18 protein-coding genes are annotated in these 16,331 nt (G+C 53.5%); 11 read left to right on the top strand and 7 right to left on the bottom strand.

Annotated features, from left to right (window positions below; genetic code table 11):
- Positions 1-107 precede the first annotated feature (107 nt).
- Positions 108-1,172, bottom strand: a complete 1,065-nt coding sequence (gene ulaG, locus FN082_RS04385; protein ID WP_142981194.1) for an L-ascorbate 6-phosphate lactonase — start codon at positions 1,170-1,172, stop codon at positions 108-110.
- Positions 1,173-1,537: 365 nt separating this feature from the next.
- Here ulaG and ulaA point away from each other — a divergent pair, with 365 nt between their 5' ends.
- From ulaA to FN082_RS04355, 6 genes are read left to right on the top strand one after another with little or no spacing between them, the layout of a single operon-like run.
- A complete protein-coding gene (gene ulaA, locus FN082_RS04380; protein ID WP_139540950.1) occupies positions 1,538-2,938 on the top strand; it encodes a PTS ascorbate transporter subunit IIC in 1,401 nt (466 codons plus the stop codon).
- A gap of 12 nt (positions 2,939-2,950) precedes the next feature.
- Positions 2,951-3,256 (top strand): PTS ascorbate transporter subunit IIB, encoded by a 306-nt coding sequence (ulaB, locus tag FN082_RS04375; RefSeq protein ID WP_045439008.1) that lies wholly within the window; start codon positions 2,951-2,953, stop codon positions 3,254-3,256.
- Between the two features lie 9 nt (positions 3,257-3,265).
- The gene (gene ulaC, locus FN082_RS04370) at positions 3,266-3,733 is read left to right on the top strand and encodes a PTS ascorbate transporter subunit IIA (protein ID WP_128316758.1); all 468 of its coding nucleotides are present in this window, start codon (positions 3,266-3,268) and stop codon (positions 3,731-3,733) included.
- 12 nt (positions 3,734-3,745) lie between these two features.
- Positions 3,746-4,396, top strand: a complete 651-nt coding sequence (gene ulaD, locus FN082_RS04365) for a 3-keto-L-gulonate-6-phosphate decarboxylase UlaD (RefSeq protein ID WP_139540951.1) — start codon at positions 3,746-3,748, stop codon at positions 4,394-4,396.
- A 9-nt stretch (positions 4,397-4,405) separates the two neighbouring features.
- Positions 4,406-5,260, top strand: coding sequence for an L-ribulose-5-phosphate 3-epimerase UlaE (ulaE, locus tag FN082_RS04360; protein ID WP_139540952.1), 855 nt, complete (start codon positions 4,406-4,408; stop codon positions 5,258-5,260).
- Entirely contained in the window at positions 5,260-5,946 is a 687-nt protein-coding gene (locus tag FN082_RS04355) for an L-ribulose-5-phosphate 4-epimerase (RefSeq protein ID WP_139540953.1), read from the top strand. The genes ulaE and FN082_RS04355 overlap by 1 nt, the downstream gene beginning before the upstream one ends.
- A gap of 62 nt (positions 5,947-6,008) precedes the next feature.
- On the opposite strand, the gene FN082_RS04350 is transcribed toward FN082_RS04355, so the two are convergent.
- Together FN082_RS04350 and FN082_RS04345 are read right to left on the bottom strand one after the other, a co-directional pair.
- Positions 6,009-7,202, bottom strand: coding sequence for an MFS transporter (locus FN082_RS04350; RefSeq protein ID WP_142981193.1), 1,194 nt, complete (start codon positions 7,200-7,202; stop codon positions 6,009-6,011).
- Between the two features lie 137 nt (positions 7,203-7,339).
- Entirely contained in the window at positions 7,340-7,615 is a 276-nt protein-coding gene (locus FN082_RS04345) for a YdgH/BhsA/McbA family protein (protein WP_139541069.1), read from the bottom strand.
- 335 nt (positions 7,616-7,950) lie between these two features.
- Between FN082_RS04345 and rpsF the strand changes: the two genes are divergently transcribed.
- The 5 genes from rpsF to FN082_RS04320 all read left to right on the top strand — a co-directional run bounded on the left by rpsF (position 7,951) and on the right by FN082_RS04320 (position 10,455).
- Positions 7,951-8,346 carry a 30S ribosomal protein S6 gene (gene rpsF / locus FN082_RS04340; protein WP_004098001.1) on the top strand — a complete coding sequence of 132 codons (396 nt, stop codon included), beginning with the start codon at positions 7,951-7,953 and terminating at the stop codon, positions 8,344-8,346.
- A gap of 5 nt (positions 8,347-8,351) precedes the next feature.
- On the top strand, positions 8,352-8,666 hold the full coding sequence (gene priB / locus FN082_RS04335; RefSeq protein WP_139540955.1) for a primosomal replication protein N: 315 nt from the start codon (positions 8,352-8,354) through the stop codon (positions 8,664-8,666).
- A 4-nt stretch (positions 8,667-8,670) separates the two neighbouring features.
- Positions 8,671-8,898 carry a 30S ribosomal protein S18 gene (rpsR, locus tag FN082_RS04330; RefSeq protein ID WP_000135199.1) on the top strand — a complete coding sequence of 76 codons (228 nt, stop codon included), beginning with the start codon at positions 8,671-8,673 and terminating at the stop codon, positions 8,896-8,898.
- 41 nt (positions 8,899-8,939) lie between these two features.
- Positions 8,940-9,389 (top strand): 50S ribosomal protein L9, encoded by a 450-nt coding sequence (gene rplI, locus FN082_RS04325; RefSeq protein ID WP_004098003.1) that lies wholly within the window; start codon positions 8,940-8,942, stop codon positions 9,387-9,389.
- A 145-nt stretch (positions 9,390-9,534) separates the two neighbouring features.
- On the top strand, positions 9,535-10,455 hold the full coding sequence (locus FN082_RS04320; RefSeq protein WP_139540956.1) for a DMT family transporter: 921 nt from the start codon (positions 9,535-9,537) through the stop codon (positions 10,453-10,455).
- 55 nt (positions 10,456-10,510) lie between these two features.
- Here FN082_RS04320 and FN082_RS04315 read toward each other — a convergent pair whose 3' ends face one another.
- The 4 genes from FN082_RS04315 to FN082_RS04300 all read right to left on the bottom strand — a co-directional run bounded on the left by FN082_RS04315 (position 10,511) and on the right by FN082_RS04300 (position 16,328).
- On the bottom strand, positions 10,511-11,791 hold the full coding sequence (locus FN082_RS04315) for an MFS transporter (RefSeq protein WP_139540957.1): 1,281 nt from the start codon (positions 11,789-11,791) through the stop codon (positions 10,511-10,513).
- Between the two features lie 127 nt (positions 11,792-11,918).
- Positions 11,919-14,003 (bottom strand): FAD-dependent oxidoreductase, encoded by a 2,085-nt coding sequence (locus FN082_RS04310; RefSeq protein WP_142981192.1) that lies wholly within the window; start codon positions 14,001-14,003, stop codon positions 11,919-11,921.
- A complete protein-coding gene (locus FN082_RS04305; RefSeq protein WP_142981230.1) occupies positions 14,000-15,541 on the bottom strand; it encodes an acyl CoA:acetate/3-ketoacid CoA transferase in 1,542 nt (513 codons plus the stop codon). The genes FN082_RS04310 and FN082_RS04305 overlap by 4 nt, the downstream gene beginning before the upstream one ends.
- A gap of 10 nt (positions 15,542-15,551) precedes the next feature.
- Positions 15,552-16,328 carry an enoyl-CoA hydratase/isomerase family protein gene (locus FN082_RS04300; RefSeq protein ID WP_139540959.1) on the bottom strand — a complete coding sequence of 259 codons (777 nt, stop codon included), beginning with the start codon at positions 16,326-16,328 and terminating at the stop codon, positions 15,552-15,554.
- Between the last annotated feature and the right edge of the window lie 3 nt (positions 16,329-16,331).

Here is a 16,331-nt window from a genome sequence, read left to right as displayed (position 1 = left end):
ATTAAAAGTGATAAGCAAAGATGATATTTGAAATCAGGTGAAAATACTAATGCTGGCGGGGATAATTTCCGGCGAGCGGTCAACGATTACCGCTCGCCGGAGAAGTCTTACAGGAAGGACTTGAAAGGCAGGTCCGGTTCCATGGTGAAGCAGTCGTCAAATCCACGTGGATAGTGGTATTCGAAGTTGTCTTTATCCAGCGGCCAGGTGAATTTCCCGCCAACCTGCCAGATGAAAGGCTTAAAGCCATACTTCAGCCGGTCTTTTTTCATTTCCCACAGAACGCGGATTTCCTGCGGATCGGCCTGGAAGTTTGACCAGATATCATGATGGAACGGAATAACCACCTTAGTATTCAGCGATTCAGCCATACGCAGGATATCGGCGCTGGTCATTTTGTCGGTAATACCGCGCGGGTTCTCGCCGTAGGAGCCCAGCGCCACGTCGATCTGGTGTTCGTTGCCGTGCTTCGCGTAGTAGTTGGAGTAGTGAGAATCACCGCTGTGATACAGATTACCACCCGGTGTTTTGAATAAGTAGTTCACCGCGCGCTGATCCATTCCGTCCGGCAGCACGCCTGCGGCTTTTTGATCCGCAGGTAAGGTGATCAGGGCGGTACGGTCAAAAGCGTCGAGCGCGTGGATCTCAACATCTTTTATTTTTACGATATCGCCCGGTTTCATGACGATGCAACGCTCTTTCGGTACGCCCCAACCCATCCACAGATCGACGCAGGTTTGCGGGCCGATAAACGGCACGTCATCGCCACAGTTCTGCATAACTGCGGCAGCCACGTTCACATCGATGTGATCGTTATGATCGTGGGTAGACAGTACGGCATCGATCTGACGAATAGCGAAGGGGTCCAGAACAAACGGAGTGGTGCGCAGATTTGGCTGGAGCTTTTTCACCCCCGCCATGCGCTGCATCTGATGCCCTTTTTTCATCAGCGGGTTACCGTGGCTTTGTTTACCGGTACCGCACCAGAAATCGACGCAGATATTGGCTCCGCCTTCGGATTTCAGCCAGATACCCGTACAACCCAACCACCACATGGCAAAGGTGCCAGGTGCAACCTGCTCTTGTTCAATTTCTTCATTCAGCCAGCTACCCCACTCTGGAAAAGTGTTGAGGATCCATGATTCGCGGGTGATGGTTTGTACTTTACTCATTGATCTTTCCCTCACGTATTATCAAAAGTAATCACATTGTGATTTGTTTTGATGAATAATGGCACCGTTTGTTCAGGATTGCAATCCTGAATTTTGCCCTTCATAAAAGGAATACCAGGGGTTAAAGAGATATATAGGCGTACTTTATGATATTTGAATACTGTTATTGCATTGATTTACATTGATTATTTTTTATTTCATGAAAATGAGAATTAATACGATAACAGATTGAAGGATTATTTGCGGCGTGTGTCACATTTAATCAAATATAATCTTGTTGTGATTACTTTTGATTATTAGAGTGATCGTAACAACAAAACCTGAGCGTAGCGTGCGTTCAGGGCTTCCACCTTCTGGAGTGTGTTATGGAGATTCTCTACAACATCTTTACCGTTTTCTTTAACCAGGTAATGACCAACGCCCCGCTGCTATTGGGTATTGTGACCTGCCTGGGTTATATCCTGCTGCGCAAAAGCGCCAGCGTCGTTGTTAAAGGGACGATTAAAACCATTATCGGTTTTATGCTGCTGCAGGCCGGGTCCGGCATTCTGACCAGTACCTTTAAACCGGTGGTGGCGAAAATGTCTGAGGTTTACGGCATCAACGGCGCTATCTCCGATACCTACGCTTCAATGATGGCAACCATTGAGCGAATGGGGGATGCCTACAGCTGGGTGGGTTATGCCGTGCTGTTAGCGCTGGCGCTGAATATTTGTTACGTCCTGCTGCGGCGCATTACCGGTATTCGTACCATCATGTTGACCGGGCACATCATGTTCCAGCAGGCCGGGTTGATCGCCGTCTCTTTCTATATTTTCGGCTACCCGATGTGGACGACCATTATCTGCACAGCGGTACTGGTGTCGCTCTATTGGGGCATTACCTCAAACATGATGTACAAGCCGACCCAGGAAGTGACCGACGGCTGCGGCTTCTCCATCGGTCACCAGCAGCAGTTCGCCTCCTGGATTGCCTATAAAGTGGCGCCATACCTCGGCAAGAAAGAGGAGAGCGTGGAAGACCTTAAGCTGCCGGGCTGGCTGAATATTTTCCACGACAACATCGTCTCCACAGCCATTGTGATGACCATTTTCTTCGGCGCGATTTTGCTCTCCTTCGGCATCGACACCGTACAGGCGATGGCGGGCAAAACCCACTGGACGATCTATATCCTGCAAACGGGCTTCTCGTTCGCGGTGGCTATTTTCATTATTACTCAGGGCGTGCGCATGTTCGTTGCCGAGCTCTCCGAGGCGTTCAACGGTATCTCTCAGCGTCTGATCCCTGGGGCTGTACTGGCTATCGACTGCGCGGCAATTTATAGCTTTGCACCAAACGCCGTGGTCTGGGGCTTTATGTGGGGCACCATCGGTCAGCTGATTGCCGTTGGTATTCTGGTTGGCTGCGGCTCTTCCATTCTGATTATTCCGGGCTTTATCCCGATGTTCTTCTCCAACGCCACCATCGGCGTCTTTGCTAACCATTTTGGCGGCTGGCGCGCGGCGCTGAAGATTTGTCTGGTGATGGGCATGATTGAAATCTTTGGCTGCGTCTGGGCGGTGAAACTGACCGGTATGAGCGCCTGGATGGGTATGGCTGACTGGTCGATTCTGGCACCGCCGATGATGCAGGGCTTTGCCTCTATCGGTATCGCGTTTATGGCCGTCATCATCATTATTGCACTGGCTTATATGTTCTTTGCAGGGCGCACGCTGCGTGCTGAAGAGGACGCGGAAAAACAACTGGCAGATGCTTCTGCTCAATAAGGAGTTTTGACTATGACCGTACGTATTCTGGCTGTATGTGGTAACGGGCAAGGGAGTTCCATGATCATGAAGATGAAGGTGGACCAGTTTTTAACCCAGTCAAATATCGATCACACGGTGAACAGTTGCGCGGTAGGTGAATACAAAAGTGAACTGAGCGGAGCGGATATTATCATCGCTTCCACCCACATCGCCGGTGAGATTACCGTCTCCGGCAACAAATACGTGGTTGGCGTGCGTAACATGCTGTCGCCTGCGGATTTTGGCCCAAAACTTCTGGAAGTGATCAAAGAACATTTTCCTCAGGATGTGAAGTAAGGACGGCACATGAAATTACGTGATTCGCTGGTGGAGAATAACTCCATTCTTCTTCAGGCAGATGCCAGTACCTGGCAGGAGGCCGTAAAGCTGAGCGTTGATCTGCTGGTAAAAGCTGATGTGGTTGAACCGCGTTACTACCAGGCCATTCTGGATGGCGTTGCTCAGCACGGCCCCTATTTTGTGATTGCGCCCGGCCTGGCGATGCCGCACGGACGCCCGGAAGAGGGGGTCAAGAAAACCGGCTTTGCGCTGGTGACGTTAAAAACGCCGCTGGTTTTCAATCATGAAGATAACGACCCGGTCGATATCCTGATCACCATGGCGGCCGTGGATGCCAATACCCATCAGGAAGTGGGCATCATGCAGATCGTTAATCTGTTTGAAGATGAAGCCAACTTCGACCGTTTACGCGCCTGCCGCACCGCGCAGGAAGTGCTGGATTTAATTGATAACGCCACCGCGGCGGCTGTTTAAAAGGAATATCAAATGTCATTACCTATGTTGCAGGTTGCGCTGGATAACCAATCAATGTCTTCCGCGTATGAAACGACGCGTCTGATTGCAGATGAAGTGGACATTATTGAAGTCGGCACCATTCTTTGCGTGGCGGAAGGCGTACGCGCCGTTCGCGACCTTAAGGCGCTCTATCCGCATAAAATTGTGCTGGCGGACGCCAAAATTGCCGATGCCGGTAAAATTCTCTCCCGCATGTGCTTTGAAGCCAACGCAGACTGGGTGACCGTGATTTGCTGTGCGGATATCAACACCACCAAAGGCGCGCTGGACGTAGCGAAAGAGTTTAACGGCGACGTACAGATCGAATTGACCGGCTACTGGACCTGGGAGCAGGCGCAGGAGTGGCGTGAAGCGGGCATTCAGCAGGTGGTTTATCACCGTAGCCGCGATGCGCAGGCTGCCGGCGTGGCATGGGGTGAGGCGGATATCAGCGCTATCAAACGTCTGTCCGATATGGGCTTTAAAGTCACCGTCACCGGTGGCCTGGCGCTGGAAGACCTGCCGCTGTTCCAGGGCATCCCCATTCATGTATTTATTGCCGGTCGCAGCATTCGCGATGCGGCTTCTCCAGTAGAAGCTGCACGACAGTTTAAGCGTTCTATTGCCCAGCTGTGGGGTTAAGGAGCGGCTATGTTGTCGAAACAAATACCGCTCGGTATTTATGAAAAAGCGCTCCCCGGAGGGGAGTGCTGGCTGGAACGCTTGAGGCTGGCAAAAGAGCTTGGTTTTGATTTTGTCGAAATGTCGGTGGATGAAACTGACGCTCGCCTGGCGCGGCTTGACTGGAGCCGGGAGCAGCGCCTCGCGCTGGTCAACGCGATTGCCGAAACCGGGGTTCGCGTACCTTCCATGTGCCTGAGCGCCCACCGGCGCTTCCCGCTCGGTAGCGAAGACGACGCGGTGCGCGCGCAGGGCCTGGAGATTATGCGTAAAGCGATTCAGCTGGCGCAGGATGTGGGGATTCGCGTGATCCAGCTTGCGGGTTACGACGTTTACTATCAGGAAGCGAATAACGAGACGCGCCGTCGTTTTCGCGATGGGCTGAAAGAGAGCGTCGAGATGGCGAGCCGCGCTCAGGTGACACTGGCGATGGAAATCATGGATTATCCGCTGATGAACTCGATCAGTAAGGCGCTGGGCTATGCCCACTACCTGAATAACCCGTGGTTCCAGCTCTATCCCGACATCGGCAACCTGTCGGCGTGGGACAACGATGTGCAGATGGAGCTACAGGCCGGGATGGGTCATATCGTGGCGGTGCACGTTAAGGACACCAAACCCGGCGTGTTTAAAAACGTGCCGTTCGGTGAAGGGGTTGTCGATTTTGAACGCTGTTTCGCGACGCTCAAACAAACTGGCTACTGCGGGCCGTACCTGATTGAGATGTGGAGCGAAACGACTGACGATCCGGCAGCAGAAGTGGCAAAAGCGCGCGATTGGGTGAAGGCGCGAATGGCCAGCGCGGGTCTGGTGGAGGCGGCGTAATGCAAAAGCTCAAGCAGCAGGTTTTTGATGCCAATATGGATTTGCCGCGCTATGGCCTGGTCACTTTTACCTGGGGTAACGTCAGCGCCATTGACCGCGAACGGGGTCTGGTGGCGATTAAGCCCAGCGGCGTAGCCTACGAAACCATGAAAGCGGACGATATGGTGGTCGTGGATCTGGAGGGTAACGTGGTGGAAGGGCAGTATCGCCCCTCTTCCGATACCGCTACGCACCTGGCGCTGTATCGCCGCTATCCGAGCCTTGGCGGCGTGGTGCATACCCACTCGACCCACGCAACGGCCTGGGCGCAGGCAGGACTGGCCATTCCCGCGCTGGGGACGACCCATGCGGACTATTTCTTTGGCGATATTCCCTGTACCAGGGCGTTAAGCGCTTTAGAAGTTGAAGAGGCTTATGAACTGAACACCGGGCGCGTGATCATTGAAACGCTGGGCGAGGTCGAGCCGCTGCATACGCCGGGTATCGTGGTGTATCAGCATGGACCTTTTGCCTGGGGGAAAGATGCGCACGACGCGGTGCATAACGCGGTGGTGATGGAAGAAGTGGCGAGAATGGCGTGGATTGCTCGCGGCATTAACCCGCAGCTGAAGCCCATCGATAGCTGGCTGATGGATAAACACTTCATGCGCAAGCATGGGCCAAATGCCTATTACGGGCAAAAGTGAAGTATGTGCTCCGGAGTATTTCATCTCTATGATGAATCAACCGGTCTGCTCCGGAGCCATTTTTAGTTTTGTTGATAAGCCGATGGCATACCGCGCATACCAATCAACGCCAGTACACAGATGATCGCCCCGGCGTAAAACGTCGAGGCGGCACCGAATACCTCCCACAGCACGCCCGCACCGGCGCTGGCCAGTAACAGCGCAACGCCGCTCATCAGATTGAACATCCCGAACGCGGTTCCGCGCAGCTCCGGCGGGGCGGTGTGCGCCACCATCGCCGCCAGCAGGCCCTGCGTCATTCCCATATGAATGCCCCACAGCGCGACGCCAGCTAAAAGCGTGCTCCAGTGGTTGCTCAAGGCCAGTACGATATCGGCGGCGATCAGCACCAGCAGACCCCACTGCAGCATTTTGCTGTGGCTTGTGCTGTCCGATAATTTTCCAAACGGATAGGCGGTCAGGCTGTACACCAGGTTCATGGCGACCATCACCAGCGGAATAGCGAACAACGGGATCGCCATTTGCTGAGCGCGCAGGACCAAAAACGCTTCGCTGAAGCGGGCGAGGGTAAAAATCGAGCCGATAGCCACCACCCACCAGTAGGCGGCAGAAAGCTTTTTTAGGTTCTCACGGCGCAGAGGATTGGTGCGTTTCCGGGCGATCGGAGCTTTTGGTTCTTTTAGCCCAAAGGCTAATAAGACAATGGAGAGCATGGCAGGAATGACCGCGACCCAGAAAATAGACTGGAAGTCGTTATCCCAGAGAAACATCAGCGCAACGGCAAGGAGCGGTCCCAGAAACGCGCCAATGGTGTCCAGAGCCTGGCGCAGGCCGTAGGCGGCTCCACGGATTTCCGGCGGCGTGACGTCGGCGACCAGCGCATCTCTTGGCGCGCCGCGTATTCCTTTGCCGACGCGGTCGATCATCCGGGCGCTAAACACCATGCCGGAGGTGGGCGCAATAGCGAAAAGAGGCTTGCTCAGCGCACCCAGCCCATAGCCGAGCAGCGCCAGTCCTTTACGCTTGCCCACATAATCGCTAATGACGCCGGAGAAAACCTTCAGCATCAGCGCAGTAGCTTCCGCGACGCCTTCGATAATCCCAATAATAATGACGCTGGCCCCTAGCGTGGTGGCCATAAACAGAGGAAGAAGGCTGTGGATCATTTCTGATGAAACATCCATCAGCAGGCTAACGCCGCCAAGAACCCAGACCCCTTTTGGTATACGGCTTAGCGTGACAAAACGCGGAACCATGAATCACTCCGGATAATCATGCGGTTAAAGAGCGATTAAATCAGGTTACGGTGATACTGATAAGTTTGAATGGAAAATAATTCTCAATTCCATTAAGACTTCGCCCTGACTATCGGGCGAAGTCAAAGAGACGGGTATTAGCGGTAAATAGCCGCACTGGCGTGAATCAGGCCGTCGCTTCCAGGCTCATGAATCAGGATTGGTTGAAAATATTTCGCTCCCTCGGCATCGCTCTGCTGGCTGAGCGCCTGGTCGGCTTCCTGTTCGGTCGCGATGTTGTGATTGATATAAATAACGCCGAGGCTCTGCACATCATCCATGTTGCGGGCCTGGCGGGCATCGATTTTAATAGCAGCCAGCGCGTTGGCGCTCAACAAAAGCGCTGCCATCATGGTTATGAGGATGTATTTCATCATCTACGCTCCTTATGACAGTCCTGACGTTAACCCGCTCCCTTGGGTTGAATTGCTTCTGATCTAAGTGTAATCGCTGCCTGTTGGGCGTATCGCGACCATTTCTGATGCAGTTGTTCAAAAAATTGTCGCTTCCGTCGTTGATTAATTTTAAATCACCGGCTTAGGGTGACTTTGCGCTTAGTGCGAATTATTTGCACAATTCACTTGTCTTAAACCATGCTCGCACGTATTATGACGCGTCAATTTTTCAGCCGCCCTTTAACACGTTCCTTGCCTCCATGGGCCGCGGCTGACCCAGACAGGAGGCTGAATAATCCGTAAGGAGCAATTCGATGCGTCATTACGAAATCGTTTTTATGGTCCATCCTGACCAGAGCGAACAGGTTCCGGGTATGATCGAACGTTACACTGGTGCAATCACTGCAGCAGAAGGTACGATCCACCGTCTGGAAGACTGGGGCCGCCGTCAGCTGGCTTATCCGATCAACAAACTGCACAAAGCTCACTACGTTCTGCTGAACGTTGAAGCTCCGCAGGAAGCGATCGATGAGCTGGAAACTAACTTCCGCTTCAACGACGCCGTTATCCGCAGCATGGTAATGCGTACTAAGCACGCTGTTACCGAAGCATCTCCGATGGTTAAAGCGAAAGACGAGCGCCGTGAGCGTCGCGAAGATTTCGCAAACGAAACCGCAGATGATTCTGAAGCTGGGGATTCTGAAGAGTAATCCTGATGACCAACCGTCTGGAGCTGTCCGGCATTGTATGCAGGACTCCACTTCGTAAGGTCAGCCCGTCAGGAATTCCACACTGCCAGTTCGTGCTTGAGCATCGTTCAGTGCAGGAGGAAGCCGGTTTTCACCGGCAGGCGTGGTGCCAAATGCCCGTTATTATTAGCGGTCACGAGAACCAGGCCATTACTCACAGTATAACGGTCGGCAGCCGCATAACCGTTCAGGGGTTCATCTCTTGCCACAAGGCAAAGAACGGTCTGAGCAAAATGGTTCTGCATGCCGAGCAGATTGAATTGATAGATTCTGGAGACTAGCCATATGGCACGTTATTTCCGTCGTCGCAAGTTCTGCCGTTTCACCGCGGAAGGCGTTCAAGAGATCGACTATAAAGATATCGCTACGCTGAAAAACTACATCACCGAAAGCGGTAAGATTGTCCCGAGCCGTATCACCGGTACCCGTGCAAAATATCAGCGTCAGCTGGCACGCGCTATCAAACGCGCTCGCTACCTGTCCCTGCTGCCGTACACTGATCGTCATCAGTAATCGGTCACGGTCCATTAATACGACTTTGAGAGGATAAGGTAATGCAAGTTATTCTGCTTGATAAAGTAGCAAACCTGGGTAGCCTGGGTGATCAGGTTAACGTTAAAGCGGGCTACGCTCGTAACTTCCTGGTACCACAGGGTAAAGCTGTTCCTGCTACCAAGAAAAACGTTGAATTCTTCGAAGCACGCCGTGCTGAACTGGAAGCCAAACTGGCAGAAGTTCTGGGCGCTGCTAACGCACGTGCTGAAGCAATCAACGCACTGGGCACCGTTACCATCGCGTCTAAATCTGGCGACGAAGGTAAACTGTTCGGTTCCATCGGTACCCGCGACATCGCTGACGCTGTAACTGCAGCTGGTGTTGCCGTTGCTAAGAGCGAAGTTCGTCTGCCGAACGGCGTTCTGCGCACCACCGGTGAGCACGAAGTGGACTTCCAGGTTCACAGCGAAGTCTTCGCTAAACTGGTTGTTAACGTTGTAGCTGAGTAATTTATTACTCAACTCACGTCGAGACGCCGGCCTTGTGCCGGCGTTTTGCTTTTCTGCATTCAGTAATATTTTCCTTGTATGGTAGCTATTCTTAGCAACTTTCCGGATAATAAAATAAAACGCTATTTTATTTCTGGTGAAGTGAATGGATGCACCCTCAGTTTTTTCCCGTAAGAATGTCGCCTATGCTTGCGCAACCCTCTGCTGCCTGCTGTGGGGAAGCGCTTACCCTGCGATTAAAAGCGGTTATGAACTATTTCAGATTGCCACGGACGATATACCGTCAAAGGTGGTTTTTGCTGGCTACCGTTTTGTATTTGCGGGTATGCTCCTGTTGCTCTTTGCTCTGATGCAGCGTAAGCCAATCAGCCGCCTTAGCAGGCACCAGTATGGACAACTTATGGTGCTGGGGCTGACGCAAACCTCTATCCAGTATGTTTTTTTCTATATTGGACTCGCGTTTACCACCGGCGTCAAAGGGTCGATTATGAACGCCACCGGCACTTTCTTCAGCGTACTGCTGGCGCATTTTATCTACCAAAATGACAAGCTAAGCTACAACAAAACGCTCGGCTGCATCCTTGGCTTTGCTGGCGTACTGCTGGTGAACTTTAACCACTCGCTAAGCAACTTCAGTTTTGTCTGGCTGGGAGATGGTTTTGTGGTGCTGGCGGCCTTTGTTCTGTCGGCGGCGACGCTCTATGGTAAGCGTATTTCGCAGACGGTAGATCCAACGGTGATGACCGGTTGGCAGCTGGCTTTTGGCGGCATTGCGCTGTTAGTTGGCGGCTATCTGAGCGGGGGCACTCTCGCCGTGCACGGTGCTGCTTCCATGTTGCTCTTAGGCTATCTGACGCTCCTCTCTTCGGTCGCCTTTGCGCTGTGGAGCATCCTACTCAAGCACAACCGCGTGGGCATGATTGCGCCGTTTAACTTTCTGATCCCCGTTTCTGGTACGGTCTTGTCTGCTATTTTCCTGGGCGAAAATATCTGGGACTGGAAATATGTTGTTGCGCTGGTGCTGGTATGCACCGGGATCTGGTGGGTGAATAAGGTGAGTCGGTGAACGGTTCAGGCACTATACATAATGGTTTATAGTGCCTGATTTTAGTTAATGGGCGTTAGTTTGTTGCCAGCTGCAGCTCCTCTGCTGCTGTCTTAGGCTCTTTAATTAACACCCATAGTGCGATGGAGCCGATAATATCAAAGAACGCCAGAGCAACAAAAAATGGCGCAAAGCCGATAATGCTAACGAAAGCGCCGATGAACAGGTTAAACAGCAACTGCCCTGACCATGCACAGGCTCCCGCCATACCCACAACGGTAGCAACTTCGTCTTTTTTGAACAAATCGGCACCCAGCGTGGCCGCCACGGTAGACAGTAGCTGATGGGAAAATGCCCCAATACTGATAAGAAGCACGGCGATATACGGATTGTCGACGATACTGACCAGACCGATTGTCATCATGATGATTGCCGCAATAGTAAAGGCAATGCGCCGTGAATTAATCAGGCTGACGCCGCGGTCGTTAAAAAACTTTGCGACAAAGCCGCTTGCCAGACATCCCAAATCGCCTAACAGGAACGGTAACCAGACAAACATAGCAATTTCTTTTAAGCTGAAATGCAGAGTCTCAACAAAGAAGATAGGTACCCAGAAATTAATAGTTCCCCATGCCGGGTCTGCCAGAAAACGAGCAATACCGATGCCCCAGAAATTACGTTGTTTAAGAATAGAGATAATGGAAGCCTTCTCCTTTTTATCTGAGTTGAGATGTTTTTCTTGCCCTGATTCAATATAGTCACGTTCTTCCTGGGATAATCCTTTAGCGTATTTTGGATCTTTATAGAAAATAAACCAAAATATTGCGGCTAATAACGCCAGTCCACCTGAGACCAGAAAAGCGAACTGCCAGCTATGGAACATTATGCACCAGGCAATCAGCGGTGGTGCGAGCATTGCGCCTAAGGATGTCCCCATGTTGAAGACGCCCGTGGCAATACCGCGCTCTTTCGCCGGAAACCATGTTGAGGCCGTCTTTACACCAGCGGGTATCGCCGAAGCTTCACTGAAGCCCATAATGCTGCGCATAAATGCCAGGCCTTGCCATGTACCGGTCAAAGCATGCCCCATGGTCGCCAGACCCCAGATAGCGGCGCAGATGGCAAAACTTATTTTTAACCCCACTGTATCAATGAAGAATCCCATAATGGGTTGGCCAAGCGTATAAGCCAACTGGAAGGCGCTGACAACCCAGGAGTACTGCTCTTTAGTTATTCCCGTTGATTCCATGATGGTGGGTGCGGCAATACCTAATGCTGTACGATCTAAATAGTTTATGACGGTAATAAAGCATACGAGTGCAATCATATGCCATCTGTAATTCTTTATTTTCTTCATGGGCAGACCTTTATAATAGATATATGTTTTTGATTCCCTGGTGTTGATTCATTCACCAGGGAAATTCAGGCATGTCACAGAGCTTTTTTAATATTGTGGCCGTAGGGTTCGACGATGTATAAAAAATCTATTTTAAACGGTTGGATAAATAGATTTCACCGCAAAGAAAATCTGGCCAGTTTTTTTCAAAGTAATTATTTTTAATATCAGCAAGGCTCCTTAATTTTTTATCTGCAATAACCCATTGGGTTTGATGATATTGGACCGTAATTTTACACTCTTTATCACGGTTCTTTTCCGGGCGGAAGCGCCAGGCTTCGATTGCGCCCCGGCGAGTGAGCGGCAGGCACTCACCGTTGGCATCCAGTACCATTCTTGCTCCCCGGCTTCCCCCACCTGCCGTGACGTAATGATCTAATACGGTGAGAACCGCCGTCGACGTCAGCGCCAGCTGCCGCCACATAAAGAGTTCCGCGATTTCGGCCGGGTGATTGATGGTTAGTCCATGCTGCTGGATGAACTCCAGCAATAGCTGAGCATCGCGGCAGGCATGGCCAACATCTTCGGCCCGGCAAATAAAACCGGCGGAATCGGACATGCGCGCCTGAATCTGCTTTTTGACCGTGAGCAGCGACATCCCGGATGAGTTCGCCAGCGCCTGACCAATAATTTCCCTGACCGCCGCGATCGGTGCGTATGCCAGCGCCGCCACATCGTCCGTAGAGCCGTGTTTACCCGCTTCGGCAATATAGCGCGCCAGCCGCACGGCAAAGACCTGTCCGGCATTGAGCGCCGCGCCGCCGGGGCGGGTTACGCCGTGGGTTCCGGCGACTTCGCCTACGGCAAAACAGCCCGGCAGGGAAGTTTGTCCCCAGATATCGACCTCAATGCCACCGTTCATATGCTGATTGTTCATGGCGAACTGCAGCGGCTCTTGCGTCAGGTCGTGGCCGTGCATTTTATACAGGGCGATCGACAACGGGTTCATCTGTTGCAAACGTTCAATCGGTAGCGCCGCCAGCGCGTCGTTGTTTTCCAGATAAGCCCGCACGTCGTCGTCAAGCCGCTCCAGAGAGAAGGGGAGATCGCCCGGCACTGCTTGCGGATTGCGGTTAAAGTCCATATAGACTTTGCGGCCCAGTTGCTGCTCATGCGCCACCGCCATATCCAGCAGGCTGGAGCCAAAGTCCATCACTCTGGTCGCATGAAACGGCCACTGATACCCCTTGCGGAAGATGTTGGACGCCAGCTCCTGCGTGGTGCGGTAGTAGTCGGCGAGAAAATTATGCTCGCCGCCGTCGCTATCGATGGAATAGATATAGGGGATCACCTGCACGTAGGTGCCGGATAAATTCCACGGAAAGGCGCTGCGCGGCGTGCCGATACCGAACTGGCTTTCGGTCAGATTGGTGAGCGTGATCCCCTCTTCCAGCGCCAGCCCCAGCGAACCGAAGCATTTGTTGGGGTAGACGCTGTCGCGGTAAAGCTCTCCGGGACCGCCGGTCGCCAGTACGACATTGGGGGCGATCACCAGCGCCAGCCCCCACGGGTTATGGGCGCGGGAACCGGTCGCCAGAATGGCTCCCGCGACATGTTCTGCCCCTGATTCGTCGCGCTGACGCAGCAGTTTGATAATGGTCGCACTGCTCAGCAGCGGGATACTCAGGCGCTGAACCTCTTCTAACAGAACTTTTACCATCAGTCGCGAAGTGCGCGGGCCGCAGGAGGTGGCGCGTCCGGCTTCATCGTGGTCGGTTTGATAGCGCAGGATCGCGCCATAGCGATCTTCCGGTAGCTCCAGGCCCAGGAACTGGAGTCCGCCCAGGGTGTGCAACGAACCCACCGCTTCCACATAGGCGGTATCGTGATCCATGGCGCCGCCGCTGGCCAGTGCATCGGCCAGCTTGAGGAAACTATCGCCGTTGCCTGCGGTCGCGGCGGTAAACAGCGTCTGTTTATCCGAACCGGAACAGGCGGAGGTTCCCATATATAATCCGGCGGTCGCTAACAGTACGTTTTGCTGGCGGCGCTTGAGCTCAACGGCGGCGCGAAGTCCGGCGGCTCCGCTACCGACGACCAGCGCATCGGCGTACCATACCGGGTAGTTGACGTTATCAAGCGTCACAATTGAACAGGGTTCTGCCTGAGTGAATCCTTTGGGAAAGGAAACATGAGTCAGGGCGTCAAGGATGGCGTCATCGATCTGGCTCATGCATCCCCCATTGCGCTAAACAGCGCGCTGTCCATCAGGCGCGGCCGGTTAATCACCGGACGGAAGGCCATATACGGCAGAATATCGCGCTCAATATCAATGCCGGGCGCTATCTCGATTAATTCAACCCCCGCTTCCGTTAAGCGAAATACCGCGCGTTCGGTGATATACAGCACTTCCTGTCCGCTCTGGCGGGCGTAGCTGGCGCTGAAAGTGATCTTTTCGACCGCGACAACCAGCTTCGGGATCTGCCCTGGCTGCTCGATTTGCAGGCCATCTGGCGTGACGTTCACTTTGCTGCCTTTGGCGTCAAAGGTGCCGCAGAACACCACTTTGCGCGCATTTTGCGCGATTTCCAGAAAGCCGCCGGGGCCAATCAGGTTGCCGTTAAGATGGGACACGTTAACGTTGCCGTGCTGGTCCATCTCGCCCATGCCGAGGAAGGTGATATCGATGCCGCCGCCGCTGTAAAACTCGAACTGGTCCAGCGAAGGAATAATCGCATCGGCGTTGCGTGCGCAGCCGAACAGCGCATCGTCCAGCATCATGCCGTTATGTACCCCTTGCTCCACGCTAAGCCACAAGCTCTCATAAGGTACGCCTTCGCGCAGGGCGATGCCGGGAATGCCGCCGGGAATGCCGAAGCCGAAGTTGGTGGATGCGCCAGCCATCAGTTCGCGGGCCGCACGGCGGGCGATCAGGCGGCGAACCGGGTGGCTGACCAGCTCTATCGCATCGCTGGAGCACTGGCGGCGATGCTGGCCGCTGATTGTCAGATCGTAGCCGCCGAGGTAGGTCTGCGGCTGCTCGCGATGCTCCACGATACCGTCGACCAGAATCCCCGGCAGGGTGACGCTGCGTGGTGCAATTGCCCCGGCTTCCAGCACGTCGCGTACCTGAACGAATACCTTGCCGCCGCTGTTGTGCGCCGCCAGCGCCATCGAGTAGCTGTCCATATTGATCGCTTCCTCTTCGAGGCTGACGTTGCCTCGCGGGTCGGCGTAGGTGCCGCGCACAATGGCGTAATCCACCTTAAACGGGCGATAGCGTAGTTTAGTCTCGCCATCGATCTCGATCAGTTCAACCAGATCCTCAGTGGTGATGGCGTTGGATTTACCGCCGCCGTGGCGCGGATCGACAAACGATCCCAGCCCGACGTGGGTGATCAACCCCGGCCGCCCGGCGCCAATTTCACGCAGCAGCGCCTGAATCACGCCGCCGGGAAAGCAGTAAGCTTCAATTTCTTCGTTTTTTACCAGCGCCTGCATTTTGGGCGACCAGGTGAAATGCCCGGCGATAATTCGCTTGAGCATCCCTGCATGGGCGAAGCGGTTGGTGCCTTTGCTGTCGCGATCGCCAATACCCAGAGAGTGGATAAGCGTCAGATCGCGCGGGTGTCCGGTTTCCAGAAAGCGTTTTTCAATGGCGGCCAGTAAATAATCGGCTTCGACCATACCGCCGCCGTTGCCGCTAATGGCTACGGTAGCGCCGTCTTTAATCTGCGCGGCGACAGCCTCAGCGGTTGTGATTTTATTCATCATTATTTCCTTATTGATTCTGGAAACTCACCTGACCTTTATTGGCAAAGGCCTGGGTCGCCTGCTGGCAGTCCTGGGTGGCGGACATTAGTCCGGCCAGCAGCTGGTGCGAATAGTCGGCATGTTTATTTTCCAGCGCCAGAATGAGCTGCTTAATATGCGCCAGAGCGACCGGGCCGCATTTTTCCAGCGCGCTGAGTTGGTTCGTGAGCCAGCCGTCCACAGCGTCTTTTTCCACAACTTCGTTTATCAGGCCTGCGGATTGTGCTTCCTGTGCGCTCAGGCGCTGGCCCAGCATCAGCATCTGGCGGCCAACCACCGGGCCGACCTGATTGAGAACCCGTTCAATGCCCAGCCAGCCTGGAACCATGCCGAGCATCACTTCCGGGGTGGAGAATTTTGCCGTCGGGCGGGCGATGCGAATATCGCAGCTCAGCGCCAGTTCAATGCCGCCGCCGATGGTGTGACCGTTAATATTCGCCACCGTGAGCTGCGGTAAATTGCGCAGGCGCGAGAAGACTTCGTTGCCGCGCTTAATCCATTTTCGGCCCATATCCAGCGGTGAATAAGCGGACCAGGATTTAATATCGCCGCCTGCGCAGAAAAATTTATCGCCGGTAGCGGTTAATTCCACCAGGCGCAGCGTGGTGTCATTTTCAATTTCGTTTAAATAGCGATCGAGCCATTCGATCATCTCTTCATTAATAGCGTGACATTTATCTTCACGGTTCAGCGTCAGGCGACAGCAAGCCGCTGCTCTGCTGAACAGAACAGGTTGTTCATTCATGAT

This window comes from Klebsiella spallanzanii, assembly GCF_902158555.1.
Classification (GTDB): Bacteria; Pseudomonadota; Gammaproteobacteria; order Enterobacterales; family Enterobacteriaceae; genus Klebsiella; species Klebsiella spallanzanii.
Note: the sequence above shows the minus strand (reverse complement) of the source record. Positions and strands in the feature narration are given on the sequence as shown.

Excerpts from the sequence above, each read along its gene's own strand:
- ulaG (WP_142981194.1), bottom strand. The coding sequence starts at position 1,172 with ATGAGTAAAGTACAAACCATCACCCGCGAATCATGGATCCTCAACACT.
- ulaA (WP_139540950.1), top strand. The coding sequence starts at position 1,538 with ATGGAGATTCTCTACAACATCTTTACCGTTTTCTTTAACCAGGTAATG.
- ulaB (WP_045439008.1), top strand. The coding sequence starts at position 2,951 with ATGACCGTACGTATTCTGGCTGTATGTGGTAACGGGCAAGGGAGTTCC.
- ulaC (WP_128316758.1), top strand. The coding sequence starts at position 3,266 with ATGAAATTACGTGATTCGCTGGTGGAGAATAACTCCATTCTTCTTCAG.
- ulaD (WP_139540951.1), top strand. The coding sequence starts at position 3,746 with ATGTCATTACCTATGTTGCAGGTTGCGCTGGATAACCAATCAATGTCT.
- ulaE (WP_139540952.1), top strand. The coding sequence starts at position 4,406 with ATGTTGTCGAAACAAATACCGCTCGGTATTTATGAAAAAGCGCTCCCC.
- FN082_RS04355 (WP_139540953.1), top strand. The coding sequence starts at position 5,260 with ATGCAAAAGCTCAAGCAGCAGGTTTTTGATGCCAATATGGATTTGCCG.
- FN082_RS04350 (WP_142981193.1), bottom strand. The coding sequence starts at position 7,202 with ATGGTTCCGCGTTTTGTCACGCTAAGCCGTATACCAAAAGGGGTCTGG.
- FN082_RS04345 (WP_139541069.1), bottom strand. The coding sequence starts at position 7,615 with ATGAAATACATCCTCATAACCATGATGGCAGCGCTTTTGTTGAGCGCC.
- rpsF (WP_004098001.1), top strand. The coding sequence starts at position 7,951 with ATGCGTCATTACGAAATCGTTTTTATGGTCCATCCTGACCAGAGCGAA.
- priB (WP_139540955.1), top strand. The coding sequence starts at position 8,352 with ATGACCAACCGTCTGGAGCTGTCCGGCATTGTATGCAGGACTCCACTT.
- rpsR (WP_000135199.1), top strand. The coding sequence starts at position 8,671 with ATGGCACGTTATTTCCGTCGTCGCAAGTTCTGCCGTTTCACCGCGGAA.
- rplI (WP_004098003.1), top strand. The coding sequence starts at position 8,940 with ATGCAAGTTATTCTGCTTGATAAAGTAGCAAACCTGGGTAGCCTGGGT.
- FN082_RS04320 (WP_139540956.1), top strand. The coding sequence starts at position 9,535 with ATGGATGCACCCTCAGTTTTTTCCCGTAAGAATGTCGCCTATGCTTGC.
- FN082_RS04315 (WP_139540957.1), bottom strand. The coding sequence starts at position 11,791 with ATGAAGAAAATAAAGAATTACAGATGGCATATGATTGCACTCGTATGC.
- FN082_RS04310 (WP_142981192.1), bottom strand. The coding sequence starts at position 14,003 with ATGAGCCAGATCGATGACGCCATCCTTGACGCCCTGACTCATGTTTCC.
- FN082_RS04305 (WP_142981230.1), bottom strand. The coding sequence starts at position 15,541 with ATGAATAAAATCACAACCGCTGAGGCTGTCGCCGCGCAGATTAAAGAC.
- FN082_RS04300 (WP_139540959.1), bottom strand. The coding sequence starts at position 16,328 with ATGAATGAACAACCTGTTCTGTTCAGCAGAGCAGCGGCTTGCTGTCGC.